This is a genomic window from Ramlibacter sp. GS1-15 (assembly GCF_057785015.1).
In genome coordinates this window covers 2,601,414-2,618,226 of sequence record NZ_JBYNTU010000001.1, presented here as the reverse complement: position 1 = coordinate 2,618,226, position 16,813 = coordinate 2,601,414, and the positions used below count along the sequence as shown (strand labels likewise).

The following is a 16,813-nucleotide window of genomic DNA, read 5'->3' as shown; positions in this document are numbered from 1 at the left end:
GCGCCGACTATGCCACCGCGCGCCGGAGGCGGGCAGCAGTCCTACAGTGCAGCCGGCCCCGCCGGCCTAGATTGGCTGCATGACTTCCCCCAAATCACCCGAAGCCGCCAGGGAGCTCGACAAGCCCCTGCCGCCGGAAGAGGACAAGCCGGACACGAACGACGTCCAGCATCACCCGGACCCGAAGGCCGAACCGATCCCGGGCGTCGACCACAAGTGGCACCCGAAGAGCCCGTACACCACCGGAAACTACTGAGCCGGAATCTCGATCTCGACTTCGCCGCGGGCCTGCGCGACGCAGGGCAGGATCCAGCCCTGGGCCCGCTCCTCGGGGATGAGCCCCGGCCACTCCACCACGTAATGGATGTCGCCGCGCACCAGCAGCGCGATGCACGTGCGGCAGGTGCCCGTGCGGCACGAGCTCGGCACGTCGAGGCCGGCACGCAGCGCGGCGGCGAGCAGCGTCTCGTCCTCGCGAGCGCTGATCGTGTGCCCGCCGTAGCGCACCAGGTGTTCGGCCATGGCCCATCATAATCAGCGCCCATGGCCTCCAGCCTGCTTGCCCTTCTCGACGACATCTCCACCATCCTCGACGACGTCTCGCTGCTTGCGAAAGCGGCGGCGCAGAAGACCTCGGGCGTCATCGGCGACGACCTCGCGCTCAATGCGCAGCAGGTCGCGGGCGTGCGCGCCGAGCGCGAGCTGCCGGTGGTGTTCGCGGTCGCGAAAGGGTCGCTCGTCAACAAGGCGATCCTGGTGCCCGCCGCGCTGGCCATCAGCGCCCTGGCGCCCTGGGCGGTGACGGTGCTGCTCATGATCGGTGGCGCGTTCCTGTGCTACGAGGGTTTCGAGAAGCTCGCTCATCGCCTGTTGCACTCACGGGCCGAAGATGCCGCGGAGCACCAGGCGCTGGCGCGGCAAATGGCCGATCCGCAGCGCGATCCGGTGGACATCGAGCGCGACAAGATCCGCGGGGCGATCCGCACCGATTTCATCCTGTCCGCCGAGATCATCGCGATCACGCTCGGGACCGCGGCGGGCGCGGACCTGCTGCAGCAGGTGATCGTGCTCGCGGGCGTCGCGATCGCCATGACCGTGGGCGTGTACGGCGTGGTCGCGGTGATCGTGAAGCTCGACGATTTCGGTTTCTACCTCACGCGCCGCTCGCGCGCGCTGCCGCAGCGTGTCGGCCACGCGATCGTGCGGTCGGCGCCTGCGCTGATGAAGACGCTCTCGGTCGTGGGCACGGCGGCGATGTTCATGGTCGGTGGCGGCATCCTGGTGCATGGCTTCCCGTTCCTGCACCATGCGATCGAGGACCTCACGCACTCGGCCGTCCTCACCCTGGTGCTGAACGTGCTGGTGGGCAGCATGGCCGGTGCGATCGTGCTGGGCGTCGTGGCTCTCGCGCGGCGCTCGATGCGCAAGTCATGACCCGCAGGCTGGACGTCGACGACACGCTCACGGCCGACGCGGCCTTGCGGCTGGCGAGCGAGGGCAACGACCTGGTGTGGCGCGGCGACTATCACAACGCTCGCCAGCTGATGCAGGCGATGGCTCGGCGCGCGGACCGCAAGCGCCGGCGCGCGAAGCCGCCCGCATCCATGCTCGATGCCTTCCACCAGCACCGGCAGGCGCAGGGCCAGCGGGCCGGCATCCTCAATCGCCTGCTCGTGCCGATGGAGGGCGACTACCGCGTCCCGCTGCCGCGCGCGCCCGATGTGGCCGATGCCTGCCGGGAGGCCTGGGGTCCGCCGGACGGCGCGCCCCGGCTGGTGCCCTTGAGGGAGTTGCTCGGGCTGATCGGTGCGCACGAGTGGCGCAGGCGGGGCGTGGAGATTCCGGCACTCGGGACAGCGCCGGACAACCGCATCCATCCCCATTACGGCGTGTTCTCGCCGGTGCGCGGCGAATACCTCGACCTGGTCGCGAAAGCGCCGCTGCCGTCGAAGGAACTCGCCTTCGACATCGGCACCGGCACCGGCGTGATCGCGGCGCTGCTCGCCCGGCGCGGCGTGCAGCGCGTCGTGGCCACCGACCTCGACCCCCGGGCGCTCGCCTGTGCGCAGGACAACGTCGACCGCCTCGGCCTGGCCGGCAAGGTCGAAGTGGTCCGGGCCGACCTCTTCCCCGAAGGTGCGGCCCCGCTGGTCGTGTGCAACCCGCCGTGGCTGCCGGCGCGCCCGAGTTCGCCGCTCGAGCACGCGATCTACGACGAGGACAGCCGGATGCTGCGCGGCTTTCTCTCGGGCTTGCGCGCACACCTCGCGCCCCGCGGCGAGGGCTGGCTGGTGATGTCCGACCTCGCCGAACACCTGGGGCTGCGTGCCGCGGGCGAGCTCGCGGGCTGGATCGAAGCCGCCGGCTTGCGCATCGTCGCGAAGGAGGGCACACGCCCGCGCCACCCGAAAGTCGGCGACGCGTCCGACCCGCTGCATGCGGCGCGCGCGAAGGAAACGACCTGGCTCTGGCGTCTTGGCGCGGCGGCAGGGTAGGCGGACTCCTACGCGGGCTCAAGCGCTTGGCGGATATGGCTGTGCCAGTCTGTATCCGAAGATGGCAGCCAATTACCACGAGTTGCCCGAAGGACCTGCATGAAATCGCCTACCGCCCTCGCGAACTTCTCCACGTCCGGTCGCGCGGCAGCTCGCGCATTCGATCCATCTTTCGATGCCTGCGAGGACGATGTCGCGCTTGGCTGCGAGTGCGCCAACCCGGCGCTGCAGATCGAAGTGTGGAGCCACGAGAGCGCTGCACAGCCGCAAATCGTGACAGTGCCGGTCCTACAGGCTGTGCCTGCATAGACCCACTTCTGCGCTCCATCCCCATCGATAGGCTTCGAGGCAGTCGGCCATTTCGAGCCGGCTTGTTTCAACCTCGATCCCCGCACCGGGGAGTATTTCCTTTTTTCAAGGAGCGAAAGACATGACCACGACCAAAAAAACGCTGACGACGTTGGCCGCCGCGGCGGCGCTGGCCATCGGCGGCTTTGCGATGGCGCAAGGGACCAGCAGCTCGGATTCGGCCACCGCGGGCGGCGGCGGCACACCGTCCACGATGCAGAAGACCGACAAGAGCACGGGCGGTTCGACCGGCACACCAGCACCCAGCGCATCCCCGAGCACGAGCGCCTCTCCGAGCACCAGCAGCTCGACCTCCCCGAGCACGAGCGCGACGACGACCCCGAGCACCAGCTCGAGCACCGCCAACAGCTCGTCGAGCCCCAGCACGTCCAGCATGGGCGCGGCGGGCACGAGCGGCAGCACGACGAGCAGCGACACGTCGTCTTCGACCTCCAGCAACACCGCTTCGACCGACACGACGACATCGAGCGGCGCGGCACGCGCGGACCGGAACTGAGCGCCCTGCCGATGCCCCATCGGGCTCACCCCCCGATGGGGTTGTCGCCATGACCCGACGAGAGACCGCCAGCGCCCAGCCCAGCTCCGAACTCGCGCAGTCGCTGCGCCGGGGCGCGCTGATCGGTGCCGCGGTGCTCGTGCTGGTCCTTCCCCCTGCGGTGCACTTCGCATCGCGCTTCGCCAGGAGTTCCCCGCCGGCCACGACCGTGCAGCCGCGAGGCGGTGTGCACCCGGCCGACCTGGGCGGCGAGACAGCCTCGACCGACGTGCGCCGGATGGCCAACTGGGTCGCGGTTTCCGGTGACAACGGGACGCGCGCCTTCGTCATCATCGACAAGCCACGAGCGCGGGTTTACCTGTTCGGGCCCGATGCGCGCCTGCGCGCGGCGGCCACGGCCTTGCTCGGCTCGGCCCGCGGGGACGACACGTTCCCGGGCGTGGGCGACAAGCCCATCAAGGACGTGCTGCCCGAAGAGAAGACGACCCCGGCCGGCCGCTTCATCGCCCGCGTCGGCGAGAGTTCCACGCGCCACGAGGACGTGGTGTGGGTCGACTATGAAGCGGCCGTGTCGATGCACCGGATCATCAAGGTCCCCGAGCGCCTGAAGGCGATGGCCACGCCCGACGTCGAGGACAACCGCATGTCCTTCGGCTGCATCAACCTGCCCGATGCCTTCTACGAAGGGCAGTTGCGGCCGGCCATCGACCGGCACGGGCTCGTGGTCTACGTGCTGCCCGAAACCCGGCCGATCGAGCAGACCTTCGCATCCTTCTACGACGTCGATCCCGCGACAAATGCGCCCTTGAAGATGGCGCAACACTGACTTTCTCCGCACTTGGCCCCACTGTTGTGTAACAGGGCCTTGTCGCGGCGCAGCTCATCGTTAACATCGGTCCCCTGCTGAGCTTGCGCGTGCCGCGCGCCGGCACCGATGGGGGACTCGAATGTTTTGGAAGGCCGTGGCCGCGGCGTCGTTTGCCGTGGCCGCCGCGGTGCCGGCCGGCGCCGCCCCGCTGACGCCCGATGCGCGCCAGCTGCATGACCGGATCATCTCGGCAAGCGACCATGGCGAGCGTCCATTCGCCATCGTCGACAAGAAGGCGGCGCGCATCTTCGTGTTCGATGCCTCCGGGCGGATGCAGGGCGAATCGCCCGCGCTGCTCGGGCAGGCGCCGGGTGACGAGAGCGCGCCCGGTGTCGGCGAGCACACGCAGCAAGGTTTCGTGCCTTTCGAGGAGCGCACCACGCCCGCCGGCCGCTTCGTCGCGCAACCGGGCGTCAATGCCTCGGGCGAGCAGGTGATCTGGGTCGATTGGGGCAGCGCCTTCGCCATCCACCGGCTGCGTCCCGGGCCGTCGCAGCGGCCGCGCGAGCTGCGCCTCGCGTCGTCCCGGCCCGAGGACCATCGCGTGTCCTACGGCTGCGTGGTGGTGCCGGTGCGCTTCTACGACGACGTCGTGCAGCGCTGGCTGGGCGGGGGCCCCGCGGTGGTCTACGTGATGCCCGAAGGCGGGGCGCTGCAGGACATCTTCAGCGCGCTTTGAAAGTCCGGCGCCTCACACGGGGAGCCACTGGTTCTCCGTCACGACGCAGCCGCTGATCGCCCAGGTGTTGTCGGCCTGGCGCTCCACCGCGAACATCGCCATCCACGACTTCATCCGCTGGTCCGTGATCTCGACCAGCTGCAGCACCGTGGTGCCGTTCGCCTCGGGCTTCTGGAAGACGACCGTGGCGGGGCGATACACCATCGGGTAAGTGCCTTTCACCATCGCGGAGAAACGGCCGGCGTCGCCGATCGCCTTGCGCACGGCCGGCGTCGTCGTGGCGAACGCCCCGGCGGCATCGTCGCTCGCGAAGGCCACCAGTTGGGCCATGACGATGCGCTCCACTTCGCGCGTTTCCTCTTCGGTGAGTGCGCCGGCATGGGTCTTGATCGCCGTCGTCGCGGCAATAGCCACGGCGACCAGGATGATGAGGCGCATCAACAGAGAAGGCATGGCCGCGCTCCCGAAGCTGGATGCGGCCGGGCCCGCTGGACAATGTTCTCGCGTTTCGCCGATGGCAGCGAAAGCCCGATACCTGTCTTTGTGGCGCGTGGCGCCGGCCGGCTACTGCAGTTTGGGAAAGCCCGGCCAGCTGCGCCGCAGGGTGGCGCGCCGTCGGCATGTAGGGGGCTTTCGCTGCGCCTAGTCCGCGAACAGCGCGTCGAATCCGCCGGCCGGCTCGAACCGGCCATGCACGTGGTGCAGCCGCGTCGGCCCGGGCAGGGCGCGCTCGCGCACGGAGTGGCGCTCGTCGCCGGGATAGCAGATCACGCGGATGCCGTCCTGCTGGAACGGCTCGGGATGGACCAGCGGCGGCTGCCGCAAGCGTGCCGCAACGATCGCCTCGTCCACGCCCGGGTAACGCGACAGGTGGGCCAGGCTCATGATCTGCGGCGGCGCAAGCTCGATCGCGCCGTCCCAGTACTGGCGCAAGGCCTGGCGCGGCGCCAGCCACGCACTCTCGATGGCCTCGTGGTCATCGTGGCGCGGCTCCTGGCCAGGCGGCACCCGCGCGAGGAAGAAGCGGGCATCGAAGCGCTTGCGGATCACGCCACCGACCGCGGGCGTGATCCAGCGCGACCACGGCACGAGGTCGCTGGCGGCCAGCTTCACCCCGGCCTCTTCAAATGTCTCGCGCAATGCGGCGGCGAAGATGGCGGCCGCCTCGACCGCAGAGAGCGACGGCTCGTTCAGGGCCGCATGCAGCTCCTGCGGCGTGCGGTCGAGGCGGGCCAGTGCCGACGCCTCGGCATCGCTTGCATCCACCTTGCCGCCCGGAAACACGTACGCGCCGCCGAGCACGTCCGACAAGCCGTGCCGCTTCAGCAGGAAGACTTCCAGTCCCGACGCGCCATCACGCAGCAGCACCACGGTGGCCGAGTCGCGAACCGGCGATCCCGATGGCTCGAGATTGAAATCCATGCCGAGAGGTTAGCAGAGCGCTTCAACGGCGATTGCCGGCCCTCTGTTGCGCCAGGCGCTGCAGGATCAGCGCGCGCGTGGACTTGATCTCGGAGGCGAACGGACTGTGCGGGTCCGAGACCTTCTCGATCTGCGCGAGCGCCTCGCTGTTGCGTCCGGCATCGGACAGCGCCTGCGCCAGGTTGTTGGTGACGATGGCCGATTGCGGGTGCTTCTGCTGGGCCTCGCGCAACAGCGCGATCGAGCGTGCGTTGTCGCCGCGGTCGTGGTGGAGGTTGGCGAGGCCGATCATCGCCGGCAGGTTGCCGGGCCAGCGCTGGAGCGTCGCCTCGTAGCCTTTCATCGCGGCATCGGCGCCGCTCACGCGCGCCATCGCGATCACGGCATTGACCCAGCCGTCCTCGGTCGCCGTGACGGGGACGCGGTCCGGCGTGGTGACGACCATCGCCCAGCGCTTGCCCGGGATCCACTCGCGCTCGAAGTAGGTGAAGGGCATCTCCTGCCGCGGCTTTTTGCCTGAGCGCAGGTAGATCGTGCCCGACGGGTAGTCGAAACCGTTGACCACGGCGTAGTGCCACTCGGGGAACATCGGCGACATCACGCCCACGTCCTGCAGCACGACGACAGGATTGCCGGCCGCGACTTCGCGCAACACGTCGGCATAGCTCGGCGCAAGCTGGTATGTCACGCGCCCCCGTGTCCGCGGCGCGGCCAGCATCTCGAGCTGGAGGCTGCCCTGGCGCGCGGGCAGGAACACCTGCTTGACCAGGTCCTCGGGCGTGACGGCCAGGCCGGTGTAGCCCAGCACGGTCGCCAGCGCCGCCGGCCCGCACTGGTAATCCTCCTGCGGGAAGAACGGCACCGACGTCAGTTCGACGGTGCGCGGCACGCCTTCGGGCCACGCGCTGCGCAAGGCGACCGTCTGCGGCACGAGCTGCGCGCAGCCGGCCAGCAGCGCGGCGACCGCGAATGCGAGAAGGCCCGCGCTGCGGCGGGCCGACGCTTTCGATCCCGCCGTCATGCGGCGGCCGCTTGGCGCATCACTTGCGATACGCGAAGTACCAGACCGCGGCGACAACGATCACCACGGCGGCCCAGCCCCATCCGCTCATCGCGCCCGCAGGGGCGGTCTGGATGTCCTGGGCCAGCGCGTGCACTTCCTGGTCGGTCATCGACGCGACGCGTTCGCGCGCGGCTTGCGGATCGACCCCCATCGCCTGCAGCTGGGCGGTGGTCTCCGCGCGATTGAGTACGCTCATGACGACGGTGCGATCCGATTGCGCCCCTTGCGCGGCCGCAGCCTGGTCCGCGCCGATCATGCCGGCCCGCGCCGTCTGGAACGACAGCGCCAGGAGCGATACCACCAGAACGCGGCAGGTCATCTTCTTGATTGTGGATGTCATCATCAGGCTCCTTGGAAGTTGAAGCGCCCGCGGCGAAGACCCCACCAAGGCGCGAAACGAATATACGCGCGCGCACGATTTTCGTGTGGGTCTGCAGTGGCGGCAATACGACTCATCAATACGCCGTGTGACAACCCGCAGTGCGTCTTACGTGAGTTCCTCACCCGGCTTCACTTCGGTCGCTTCGGGCTCGCGGCGGATCGTGTCCCGCACGCGGTGCTCATGCCGGTCGAGTTTGCCCAGGGTGTGCTCCAGCGCACGCATGAGCTTGGTCGACGCGCCGCGGATGGCTTCGTCCATCGTGGCGCCATGGTGCTGCACCGCGACCGGCTGGTGCCCGTTCAGGCGCGCCTCGAGCATGCAGCGCATGTCCTGCGCTCCCTTCCTGCCCTTGGCCTCGTCCGTGAGCTGCACCTCGACGCGCGTGATCTCGTTGCGAAAGCGCGCGAGTTCCTCGTTCAGGAAATCGTCCACCCAGCGTTCCAAGGTGTCCTTGCCCGTGAGGCCGTCGCCGGTGTTCACTTGCACTTGCATGTCCAGCATCCTTTCGTCCGATGTGCTTGCTGTCCAACCCAGTTTGGGCGCACCGCAGCGCGGCAGGTGTAAGGCAACGTCGGGATGCGGCTGTCGGACGCCTCGGGCCGGGCACACAGTATGCTCGCGTGTCGCATTTGAAACCCGAGAGAGATACCGCCGTGCTGGACACCATCGACATCGAGACCGCGCCCATGCCCCGGACCAGCATCATCGTGCTGCACGGGCTGGGCGCCGACGGCAACGACTTCGTGCCGTTCGCGCAAGAGCTTGACCTGCGACCGGTCGGGCCGGTGCGCTGGGTCTTCCCGCACGCGCCCGTGATGCCGGTGACGATCAACGGCGGCTATCGCATGCGCGCCTGGTACGACGTGCTCGCCGGCGACCTGCGCCAGCGCCAGGACGAGAAGGGCTTGCGCCACTCGCAGGCCCTGGTCGAAGAACTGATCGCGCGCGAAGTGGAACGCGGCACGCCGGCCAGCCGGATCGTGCTCGCGGGTTTCTCGCAGGGTTGCGCGATGGCGCTGCTCACGGGCCTGCGCCACAAGGAGCGGCTCGCCGGCATCGCGGGCATGTCGGGCTACCTGCCGCTGGCGGAAATGACGCGGAGCGAACGCGCCGACGCCAACCAGCTCACGCCCGTCTTCCTCGCGCACGGGACGACGGACCCGGTGGTTCCCCTCGAAGCCGGGCGGAAGTCATGCGAGGCGCTTCGCGCGCTCGGCTACGACGTGCAATGGCACGAGTACGCCATGCCCCACTCGGTGTGCATGGAGGAAGTGCGCGACCTGAATGCCTGGCTGTTGAAGGTGCTGGCCTGAACCGTCATTTCCTGAACTGCCACCAGGGCAACTGGTCCTTGAGGCTCAGCACCTCGCCGCTGCGCATCGGTTCGTAGCCGGGCAAGGTGTGCAGGCGCTGTTGCCAGGCCCTGCTGCGCAGGAATTCGCGCAGGGCTTGCACCGGCGGCTCGTCGAGTGCGTCTTTGAGGCAGACGAGGTAGTAGTCTTCTTTCAGCAGCGGCACGAAATCCAGGCCGCGGGCGCGTGCGGCGGGCTCGATGCCGAGGCCCGCATCCGCGGCTCCCGACGCCACGGCGAGTGCGACGGCGGCATGTGAAGGTTCGGCGCTGGCATAGCCTTCGATCACCCTGGGCTCGATTCCGGCTTCGGCGAGCAACTCGTCGAACAGCACGCGCGTGCCGGTGCCGATGGCGCGGTTGACGAAGCGCGCGCGTTTCGCCGCGATGTCGGCAACGCATTGCACGCGCAGCGGGTTCCCCTTCCCGACGATGAGCCCCTGGCTGCGGCGCGCGAAGCCGATCAATTTGTGGTGGCCGGTTTGCAGCAGCGGCTGGTAGGTGCGCTGGGCGAGGGAGCCGGGCCGGCGCTGCGGCGGCACGTGGAAGCCCGCCATCACGCAGCGGCCCTGGTTCAGCCCCGTGATCGCGTCGACGCTGCCGCAGAAACGGATGTCCAGGTGCAGCCGCGCGCGGGCGGCGTCCTCGCGCAGGGCTGCCAGCGCCTCGTCATGGCTGGCGAACAGCGTGAGCACGTGCGCGCCTTCGTCGAACGCCACGGCGAAGGTGCGCTCGAGGTCGGCGTGCAGCGCCTCGATCTGCGGCGCGAGCCGCGCCTGCGCCTGGCGCTCTGCCCACAGCAGCTTGTCGCCGAACTCCGACAGGCGGGCGCGCTGGCCTTTCTCCCACATCACGAGCGGCTGGCCGAGCTCGGCCTCCCAGCGTTTGAGTTCGCCCCAGACATGGCGATACGACAGGCCCAGTGCCTTGGCCGCCGCGGAGATCGATCCGTGCTCGCGCACGGCGCCGAGCAGGTCCATCAGCGCATTGCCGATGGCCGTGCGGCGGCCGGCTTCCGCCGCGAACGAGTAGGAGAGGCAAACCTTGCGCACGGCCCGGAGTATCGCCGAGCCGCTATGCAGGCCGGTTCATAGCTCGCTTGCCCTATCGCCCGGGCGCCATGACATCGGTAGCATGCCACTCTGGATGAATACGTTCAGCGGGAGCTTCGCGCGGGCCTGGGACCTGGTCGCGGGGTTGGATCAAAACCTGGTCGAGATCGTGGCGCGCTCGCTCGCGGTGAGCGGCGCGGCGTGCCTGATCGCGTGCACGTTCGGCCTCGCGGCCGGCGCGTGGCTCGGTGTCGCGCGTTTTCGCGGCCGCGGCGTACTGCTCACCGTCCTCAATACGATGCTGGCCCTGCCTTCGGTGGTGGTCGGCCTGGTGGTGTACCTGCTGCTGTCACGCTCGGGCCCGCTCGGATCCTTCGGCTGGCTCTTTTCGCTGAAGGCGATGGTGGTCGCACAGGCCATCCTCGTGCTGCCGGTCGCCGCCGCGCTCACGCGCCAGCTTGTCGAGGACGTCGACGCCGCGAGCGGCGAGCAACTCGCTTCGCTGGGCGCCGGCTCGGCGCTGAGGGCACTGCTGATCGCCTGGGACGAACGGTATGCCTTGCTCACCGTGATCATCGCGTGCTTCGGCCGCGCCATCTCCGAAGTCGGCGCCGTGATGATCGTGGGCGGCAACATGGAAGGCTTCACGCGCGTGATGACAACGGCCATCGCGCTCGAAACGAGCAAGGGCGACCTGCCGCTCGCGCTGGCGCTGGGCTTCGTGCTGCTCACGGTGGTGTTGCTGCTCAACGCGCTCATCGCGGGCGTGCGGCGGTGGCGGCTCGACCGGGTCGATCGGCCGGTGCTGCAGGAAGCGGCGGTATGAGCGGCGTGGTGCAGGTGCGGTCCGTGGACGTGCGCTTCGGCCGCGTGCACGCGCTCAGCGCCGTGAACCTGCGCATCGCCGGGGGCGAGTGCGTCGCCGTCATCGGCGGCAACGGCAGCGGCAAGAGCACGCTGCTGCGCCTGCTGCACGGGCTGGTCCAGCCGGCCGCGGGCTCCGTGCTGCGCGACGGCCGCGCCCGCCAGGCGATGCTGTTCCAGCGGCCTTACCTGCTGCGCACCAGCGCCCTGAACAACGTCGCGCTGGGCCTGTGGATTCGCGGCGGCATGAGCTGGGTAGAGTCGCGCGAACGCGCCTTGCTGGCGCTCGGCCGGGTCGGCCTGAGCGCGCAGGCCCTGCGCAGCGCGCGCGCCCTGTCGGGCGGGCAGCAGCAGCGGCTGGCGTTGGCGCGCGCGTGGAGCCTGCAGCCGGACGTGCTGTTCCTCGACGAGCCGACCTCCAACCTCGATCCGCACGGCAAGCGCGAAGTCGAGGCGCTGATGGAGGAGTTCGCCCATGGCGGCATGACGCTCGTCTTCGCCAGCCACAACCTGGGGCAGGTCAAGCGGCTCGCGAGCCGAGTGGTCTATCTCGAGCATGGCCGGGTGCTGGCGGACCTGCCCGTGCGTTCCTTCTTCGATCACGAGGTGCTGGCGCGCACCTCGCACGATGCCGAAATGTTTTTGAAAGGTGAACTGGCATGACCGTCTCACGCGCGCTGTCCGCGCTCTTCGCTTTCTGCATCGCGCTCGCCGCCCATGGCGAGACGATCACGATGGCGTCCACCACGTCCACCGAGCAATCGGGGCTCTTCTCGCACCTGCTGCCCGAGTTCAAGAAGGCGACAGGCATCGACGTGAAGGTCGTGGCCGTGGGCACCGGCCAGGCGATCGACATCGCCCGCCGCGGCGACGCCGACGTGCTGTTCGTGCACGACCAGGCGGCCGAGGAGAAGTTCGTCGCCGAAGGCGGGGCGGCGAGGCGCTACCCCGTCATGTACAACGATTTCGTGCTCGTCGGGCCGAAGGCGGATCCGGCCGGCGTGAAGGGCAGGGACGTCGTCGAAGCGCTGAGGAAGATCGCAGCAGCGAACGCGCCCTTCGTCTCACGCGGCGACAAGAGCGGCACCAATGCGGCGGAGCTGCGTGACTGGAAGGCCGCGGGCATCGACAACAAGGGCAGCGGCTACAGGGAATGCGGCTGTGGCATGGGCCCGGACCTGAACATCGCCAGCTCCACGAATGCCTACACGCTCGCCGACCGCGGCACGTGGCTCAGTTTCAGGAACCGCGGTGATCTCACGATCCTCGTCGAGGGCGACAAGCGCCTGTTCAACCAGTACGGCGTGATGGTCGTGAACCCGCAGAAGTTCCCGCAGGTGAAGGCGGCGCAGGCGCAGAAGTTCGTCGACTGGGTCACGTCGCCCGAAGGGCAGGCCGTGATCGCCTCGTACAAGATCAACGGCGAGCAGCTCTTCTTCCCGAACGCCAACGCACGTTAGCCGACGAGCGCGACGGACTTCACCTGCGCCCAGACGGCCTGCCCGGGTGCGAGTTCGAGCGAGTGCGCCGCGCGCGCCGTGATGCGTGCGAGCAGGATCGAGCCCTGCGACCGCAGGCGCACGGTCACCTGCGAAGGATTGGAATCCGCCGCGACTTCGGCAACCGTCACTGGGACGATGTTCTGGATGCTGCTGCCCTGCGGCTCGCGCGTCGTGACGCTCACGTCCCGCGCGAGCACGCGCAGGCGCGCCCGGCGACCCAGCGCCAGGCCGCTGTCGCGCAACCACAGGCTGCCGCCGTCGAAAGCGATGCGGGCGAGCTGCCAGCGTTCGTCGCGCTCGGCCACGATGCCCTCGAGCAGCGCGCCCGCTTCGTCGCCGAGCATGGCGGCCGCGTCGATGCTCGACAGGACCTCGCCCGCCGGGCCACTGGCCTTCACGCGCCCCTGGTCCATCAGGGCGACCGTGTCCGCGAGCCGCGCGACCTCGTCGATCGAATGCGTGACGTACAGCATCGGCAGCTTCAGCTCGTCACGCAATTTCGACAACCACGGCAGGATCTCCTGGCGGCGGGCCGCATCGAGCGCGGCGAGTGGTTCGTCCAGCAGCATCAGCTGAGGCGCGCTGGCGACGGCGCGCGCGATCGCGACACGCTGTCTCTCGCCGCCCGAGAGCGATGCCGGCCGGCGGCCGAGCAGGTGCGCGATGCCGAGCAGCTCGATCGCCGCATCGAGCGAGGCGCCGCCCGCGCCGGCCCGTTTGCGTCCGTATTCGACGTTGGCGCGCACGTCCAGGTGCTCGAACAGGCTCGCTTCCTGGAACACGTAGCCGACCGCGCGTTGCCAGGTGGGCAGGAAGACGTGCTCGTCCTGCCAGGTCTCGCCGGCGATGCGCACGAGCCCGGGCTGCGCGCGCTCCAACCCGGCCACGCAACGCAGGACGCTGGTCTTGCCGGCGCCGGATGGCCCGAACAGGCCCGTGATGCCGGTGGCCGGCAACTCCAGGTCGACGTCGAGCGTGAATCCCGCGCGCGGCAGCACCAGCCGGATGCGATCGGCCGCGTTCACGGCATCACCCGCGCGCCGCGGCGGGCGTAAAGGTTGATCGCGAGCAGCACGACGAAGGAGAACGCGACCATCCCCGCTGCCAGCCCGTGCGCCTGCGCATATTCGAGCGCCTCGACGTGGCCGTAGATCTGCGTCGAGACCACGCGCGTCTTCCCGGGGATGTTGCCGCCGATCATCAACACCACGCCGAACTCGCCGACCGTGTGCGCGAAGGTGAGGATCGCGGCCGTGACGAAGCCGGGCCGCGCGAGCGGGACGGCGACGGAGAAGAACGCGTCGAGAGGGGATGCCCGCAGCGTCGCCGCCGCCTCGATCGGCCGTGCGCCCACGGCTTCGAAGGCATGCTGCAGCGGCTGCACGGCGAAAGGCAGCGAGTAGATGACCGAGCCCACGAGCAGGCCGCCGAAGGTGAAAGGCAGCGCCAACATGCCCAGCGGGCCGTCCGGCCCGAGCGCGACGAGCAGGTAGAAGCCCAGCACGGTGGGCGGCAGCACCAGCGGCAATGCGACCAGCGCACCGACGGCTGCACTCCAGCGGGAGGACGAACGCGCGAGCCACCACGCGAGCGGTGTCGCGATGGCGATCAGGATGAGGGTGGTGAGCGCCGCCAGCTTGCCCGTGAGCCAGATCGCATCGAGGTCACCGGCACTGAAGGCGGGCATGGCGGGTCAGGGCGAGAGTTCGTATCCGTAGGCGCGGATGATGCCATGCGCCTTGTCGCCCTTCAGGAACTGCGCGAGCTCGCGCGCGGCGGCGTTGTCCTTGCCCTTGGCGAGGACGACCGCATCCTGCTGCAGCGGCGCGTGGAGCCGGGCGGGGACGACCCAGGCCGATCCTTTGGCGATCCGGCCGTCCTGCGTCACCTGCGACAGGGCGACGAAGCCGAGTTGCGCATTCCCGGTGGCAACGAACTGGAAGGCCTGGCCGATGTTCTCGCCCTGCACGATGCGCGGCTGCAGCCGCTCGAGAAGTCCCATGTGCTGCATCGTTTCCACCGCCGCCCGCCCGTAAGGCGCGAGCTTCGGGTTGGCGATGGCCAGCCGTTCGAATTCGCCGCGCGCGAGTACCTCGCCCTTGCCGTCGACGAAGTCTGGACGAGCGCTCCACAGGACGAGCCGGCCGAGGGCGTATGTGAAGCGGGAGCCGGGCACGGCCAGGCCTTCCTGCTCGAGCCGCGCGGGCGTCTCGTCGTCCGCGGCCAGCAACAACTCGAAAGGCGCGCCGTTCCTGATCTGCGTGTAGAAGGCGCCCGTCGAGCCGAAGGCGAGCCTGGCGCGGTGGCCGGTCTGCGCCTCGAAGGCCGCGGCGATCTTCTGCATCGGCGCCGTGAAGTTCGCGGCGACCGCGACGGTGACCTCGCCAGCACGCGACACCAGCGCGCCAAGCGCCAGCGCCGCGGCGAACAGTCCGCGAACTACATGTGTCCGGGCAGCCATACGGCGATCTGGGGGAAGAACCACAGCAGCAGCACCATCGCGCACATGAGGAAGAAGAACGGCATCGTCACGCGGGCGATCCAGGTGATCTGGCGGCCCGTCATGCCTTGCAGCACGAACAGGTTGAAGCCCACCGGCGGCGTGATCTGCGCCATCTCCACCACGATCACGATGAAGATGCCGAACCACAGCAGGTCGATGTGTGCGGCGTTCACCGTCGGCAGGATCACGCCCATCGTCAACACCACCATCGAGATGCCGTCGAGGAAGCAGCCCAGGATGACGTAGAAGACGGAGAGCGCGAGGATCAGCCCGAAGGGCGACAGGCCCAGCGATGCGACGAACTCCGCCAGGTGGCGCGGCAGCCCGATGTAGCCCATGGCCAGCGTGAGGAACTGCGCGCCCGAGAGGATCAGCGCGATCATGCAGTACAGGCGGGTGGCGCCGAGCAGCGAATCGCGGAAGGTCTGCCAGTTGAGCGAGCGCTGCACGGCCGACAGGAGCAGCGAGCCGACGACGCCCACCGCCGCGGCCTCGGTCGCCGTCGCAAAGCCGGTATAGATCGACCCGAGCACCGCGGCGATCAGCAGGACGACGGGGATGAGGTGGCGCGACTCGAAGACCCTCTCGCCGAAGGTCATGGACCGGTCCGGCGGCGGCACGCGTTTCGGGTTCATCGCGGCCCAGATCGCGAGATAGGCCGAGAACATGGACGCGAGCACGATGCCGGGAATGATGCCGGCGATGAACAGGCGCGCGATCGACACGTCGGCCGTCACGCCGTACACGATCATGATGATCGAAGGCGGGATCAATAGGCCGAGCGTTCCGGCACCGGCCAGCGAGCCGATGGTGATGTCGTCCGGGTAGCCGCGCTTGGACAGCTCGGGCAGTGTCATCTTGCCGATCGTCGCGCAGGTGGCGGCGGACGAACCCGACACCGCCGCGAAGATCGTGCAGCCGATGACGTTCGTGTGCAGCAGCCGCCCGGGCAGGCGGGTGACCCAGGGCGCGAGGCCCTTGAACATGCTCTCGCTGAGCTTCGTGCGAAAGAGGATCTCGCCCATCCAGACGAACAGGGGCAGGGCCGTGAGCGTCCAGCTCGAGGCGGCGCCCCAGACGGTGAGCGCCATCGCGTCGCCGGCGGGGCGCGAGGAGAACAGCTGCATGCCGATCCAGGCCACCCCGGCGAGCGTGAGGCCGATCCACACGCCCGTGCCGAGGAGGGCGAAGAGCGCGACGATCAACAGCGTGGTGATGGCGACTTCATTCATTGTGGAGTGCCTCCTCGCTTTGGGCGACCACGCGCCGGCCCGTGAATTCGAGCCACCATTCGTCCATGAACGCCACGAGCAGGACGACGGCGCCGAGCGCCATCGAGAGCTGCGGGACCCACAAGGGCGTCGCGTCGTTGCTGGTCGAGATGTCGTTGAAGGCGTGCGAGTTCCACGCGAGGCGCACCGAGTACCACGCGAACAGGCCCGCCAGCAGGACGGCGGCCGTCAGCGCCCACATTTCCAGCGCGTGCAGCGCGCGTCCCTTCAGCCGCCCGAGCAGCAGCGTGACGCGGATGTGCTCGTTGTGCTTGAGCGTGTGCGCGAGGGCGAGGAAGCCCGCGGCCGCCATGCTGTAGCCGGCGTAGGCGTCGGTGCCCTGGAAGTTGATGCCCAGCTGGCGCGTGACGATGGACGCCAGCACCATGGCCAGCACGCCGATCATGGCGAGGGCGGCGAGCCAGGCGGCTGCGTCGTAGAGGAAATCGAGTGTTCTTCGCATATGAAAAATCCCGCAGCACCGGGAGGTACTGCG

At 69.1% G+C, this 16,813-nt stretch carries 21 protein-coding genes and 1 pseudogene; 9 read left to right on the top strand and 13 right to left on the bottom strand.

The annotated features are described in order from the left end of the window. Positions 1–79 precede the first annotated feature (79 nt). A complete protein-coding gene (locus AC3EF3_RS13060; RefSeq protein ID WP_488532582.1) occupies positions 80–256 on the top strand; it encodes a hypothetical protein in 177 nt (58 codons plus the stop codon). On the opposite strand, the gene AC3EF3_RS13055 is transcribed toward AC3EF3_RS13060, so the two are convergent. Further along, positions 250–522, bottom strand: coding sequence for a 2Fe-2S iron-sulfur cluster-binding protein (locus AC3EF3_RS13055; RefSeq protein WP_488532581.1), 273 nt, complete (start codon positions 520–522; stop codon positions 250–252). The genes AC3EF3_RS13060 and AC3EF3_RS13055 overlap by 7 nt on opposite strands. A gap of 21 nt (positions 523–543) precedes the next feature. Between AC3EF3_RS13055 and AC3EF3_RS13050 the strand changes: the two genes are divergently transcribed. Next, positions 544–1,434 carry a DUF808 domain-containing protein gene (locus AC3EF3_RS13050; protein ID WP_488532580.1) on the top strand — a complete coding sequence of 297 codons (891 nt, stop codon included), beginning with the start codon at positions 544–546 and terminating at the stop codon, positions 1,432–1,434. Beyond that, positions 1,362–2,495 (top strand): annotated as a pseudogene (locus tag AC3EF3_RS13045) (methyltransferase); the annotation flags it as partial. The gene AC3EF3_RS13050 and the pseudogene AC3EF3_RS13045, both read left to right, overlap by 73 nt. A gap of 414 nt (positions 2,496–2,909) precedes the next feature. Here the strand turns inward: AC3EF3_RS13045 and AC3EF3_RS13040 are convergent. Beyond that, positions 2,910–3,380: a hypothetical protein gene (locus AC3EF3_RS13040; protein WP_488532579.1), complete on the bottom strand. Its 471-nt coding sequence runs from the start codon at positions 3,378–3,380 to the stop codon at positions 2,910–2,912. 29 nt (positions 3,381–3,409) lie between these two features. Here AC3EF3_RS13040 and AC3EF3_RS13035 point away from each other — a divergent pair, with 29 nt between their 5' ends. Together AC3EF3_RS13035 and AC3EF3_RS13030 are read left to right on the top strand one after the other, a co-directional pair. After that, positions 3,410–4,186, top strand: a complete 777-nt coding sequence (locus AC3EF3_RS13035; RefSeq protein WP_488532578.1) for a hypothetical protein — start codon at positions 3,410–3,412, stop codon at positions 4,184–4,186. Between the two features lie 121 nt (positions 4,187–4,307). Continuing rightward, positions 4,308–4,907, top strand: coding sequence for a L,D-transpeptidase (locus AC3EF3_RS13030; protein ID WP_488532577.1), 600 nt, complete (start codon positions 4,308–4,310; stop codon positions 4,905–4,907). A gap of 12 nt (positions 4,908–4,919) precedes the next feature. On the opposite strand, the gene AC3EF3_RS13025 is transcribed toward AC3EF3_RS13030, so the two are convergent. From AC3EF3_RS13025 to AC3EF3_RS13005, 5 genes are all read right to left on the bottom strand, one after another. Then, positions 4,920–5,360, bottom strand: coding sequence for a DUF4864 domain-containing protein (locus AC3EF3_RS13025; protein ID WP_488532576.1), 441 nt, complete (start codon positions 5,358–5,360; stop codon positions 4,920–4,922). 189 nt (positions 5,361–5,549) lie between these two features. Beyond that, entirely contained in the window at positions 5,550–6,329 is a 780-nt protein-coding gene (locus tag AC3EF3_RS13020; RefSeq protein ID WP_488532575.1) for an NUDIX hydrolase, read from the bottom strand. 22 nt (positions 6,330–6,351) lie between these two features. Beyond that, complete coding sequence (locus tag AC3EF3_RS13015; RefSeq protein WP_488532574.1) at positions 6,352–7,350, bottom strand: PA2778 family cysteine peptidase; 999 nt, start codon at positions 7,348–7,350, stop codon at positions 6,352–6,354. Between the two features lie 19 nt (positions 7,351–7,369). Further along, positions 7,370–7,735, bottom strand: coding sequence for a PA2779 family protein (locus AC3EF3_RS13010; protein WP_488532573.1), 366 nt, complete (start codon positions 7,733–7,735; stop codon positions 7,370–7,372). 144 nt (positions 7,736–7,879) lie between these two features. Then, complete coding sequence (locus AC3EF3_RS13005) at positions 7,880–8,266, bottom strand: HPF/RaiA family ribosome-associated protein (protein ID WP_488532572.1); 387 nt, start codon at positions 8,264–8,266, stop codon at positions 7,880–7,882. Between the two features lie 194 nt (positions 8,267–8,460). Here AC3EF3_RS13005 and AC3EF3_RS13000 point away from each other — a divergent pair, with 194 nt between their 5' ends. Further along, complete coding sequence (locus tag AC3EF3_RS13000; RefSeq protein WP_488533787.1) at positions 8,461–9,087, top strand: alpha/beta hydrolase; 627 nt, start codon at positions 8,461–8,463, stop codon at positions 9,085–9,087. A 4-nt stretch (positions 9,088–9,091) separates the two neighbouring features. Here AC3EF3_RS13000 and AC3EF3_RS12995 read toward each other — a convergent pair whose 3' ends face one another. Then, complete coding sequence (locus tag AC3EF3_RS12995) at positions 9,092–10,177, bottom strand: substrate-binding domain-containing protein (protein ID WP_488532571.1); 1,086 nt, start codon at positions 10,175–10,177, stop codon at positions 9,092–9,094. Positions 10,178–10,271: 94 nt separating this feature from the next. On the opposite strand from AC3EF3_RS12995, the gene AC3EF3_RS12990 reads away from it, so the two are divergent. Genes AC3EF3_RS12990 through AC3EF3_RS12980 form a run of 3 tightly spaced genes read left to right on the top strand, consistent with a single transcriptional unit; the run spans position 10,272 to position 12,501 of the window. Then, the gene (locus AC3EF3_RS12990; protein ID WP_488532570.1) at positions 10,272–11,003 is read left to right on the top strand and encodes an ABC transporter permease; all 732 of its coding nucleotides are present in this window, start codon (positions 10,272–10,274) and stop codon (positions 11,001–11,003) included. Next, positions 11,000–11,704, top strand: a complete 705-nt coding sequence (locus AC3EF3_RS12985; protein ID WP_488532569.1) for an ABC transporter ATP-binding protein — start codon at positions 11,000–11,002, stop codon at positions 11,702–11,704. The genes AC3EF3_RS12990 and AC3EF3_RS12985 overlap by 4 nt, the downstream gene beginning before the upstream one ends. Continuing rightward, the gene (locus AC3EF3_RS12980; protein ID WP_488532568.1) at positions 11,701–12,501 is read left to right on the top strand and encodes an ABC transporter substrate-binding protein; all 801 of its coding nucleotides are present in this window, start codon (positions 11,701–11,703) and stop codon (positions 12,499–12,501) included. Before AC3EF3_RS12985 ends, AC3EF3_RS12980 begins: the two co-directional genes overlap by 4 nt. Here the strand turns inward: AC3EF3_RS12980 and modC are convergent. The 5 genes from modC to AC3EF3_RS12955 are packed head-to-tail and all read right to left on the bottom strand — an operon-like array spanning position 12,498 to position 16,780. Beyond that, positions 12,498–13,568, bottom strand: coding sequence for a molybdenum ABC transporter ATP-binding protein (gene modC, locus AC3EF3_RS12975; RefSeq protein WP_488532567.1), 1,071 nt, complete (start codon positions 13,566–13,568; stop codon positions 12,498–12,500). The genes AC3EF3_RS12980 and modC overlap by 4 nt on opposite strands. Further along, on the bottom strand, positions 13,565–14,230 hold the full coding sequence (modB, locus tag AC3EF3_RS12970; protein WP_488532566.1) for a molybdate ABC transporter permease subunit: 666 nt from the start codon (positions 14,228–14,230) through the stop codon (positions 13,565–13,567). Before modB ends, modC begins: the two co-directional genes overlap by 4 nt. 6 nt (positions 14,231–14,236) lie before the next feature. Then, on the bottom strand, positions 14,237–15,004 hold the full coding sequence (gene modA, locus AC3EF3_RS12965; protein WP_488532565.1) for a molybdate ABC transporter substrate-binding protein: 768 nt from the start codon (positions 15,002–15,004) through the stop codon (positions 14,237–14,239). Next, entirely contained in the window at positions 14,983–16,278 is a 1,296-nt protein-coding gene (locus AC3EF3_RS12960) for a TRAP transporter large permease (RefSeq protein ID WP_488532564.1), read from the bottom strand. The genes modA and AC3EF3_RS12960 overlap by 22 nt, the downstream gene beginning before the upstream one ends. Further along, entirely contained in the window at positions 16,271–16,780 is a 510-nt protein-coding gene (locus AC3EF3_RS12955; RefSeq protein WP_488532563.1) for a TRAP transporter small permease, read from the bottom strand. Before AC3EF3_RS12955 ends, AC3EF3_RS12960 begins: the two co-directional genes overlap by 8 nt. Between the last annotated feature and the right edge of the window lie 33 nt (positions 16,781–16,813).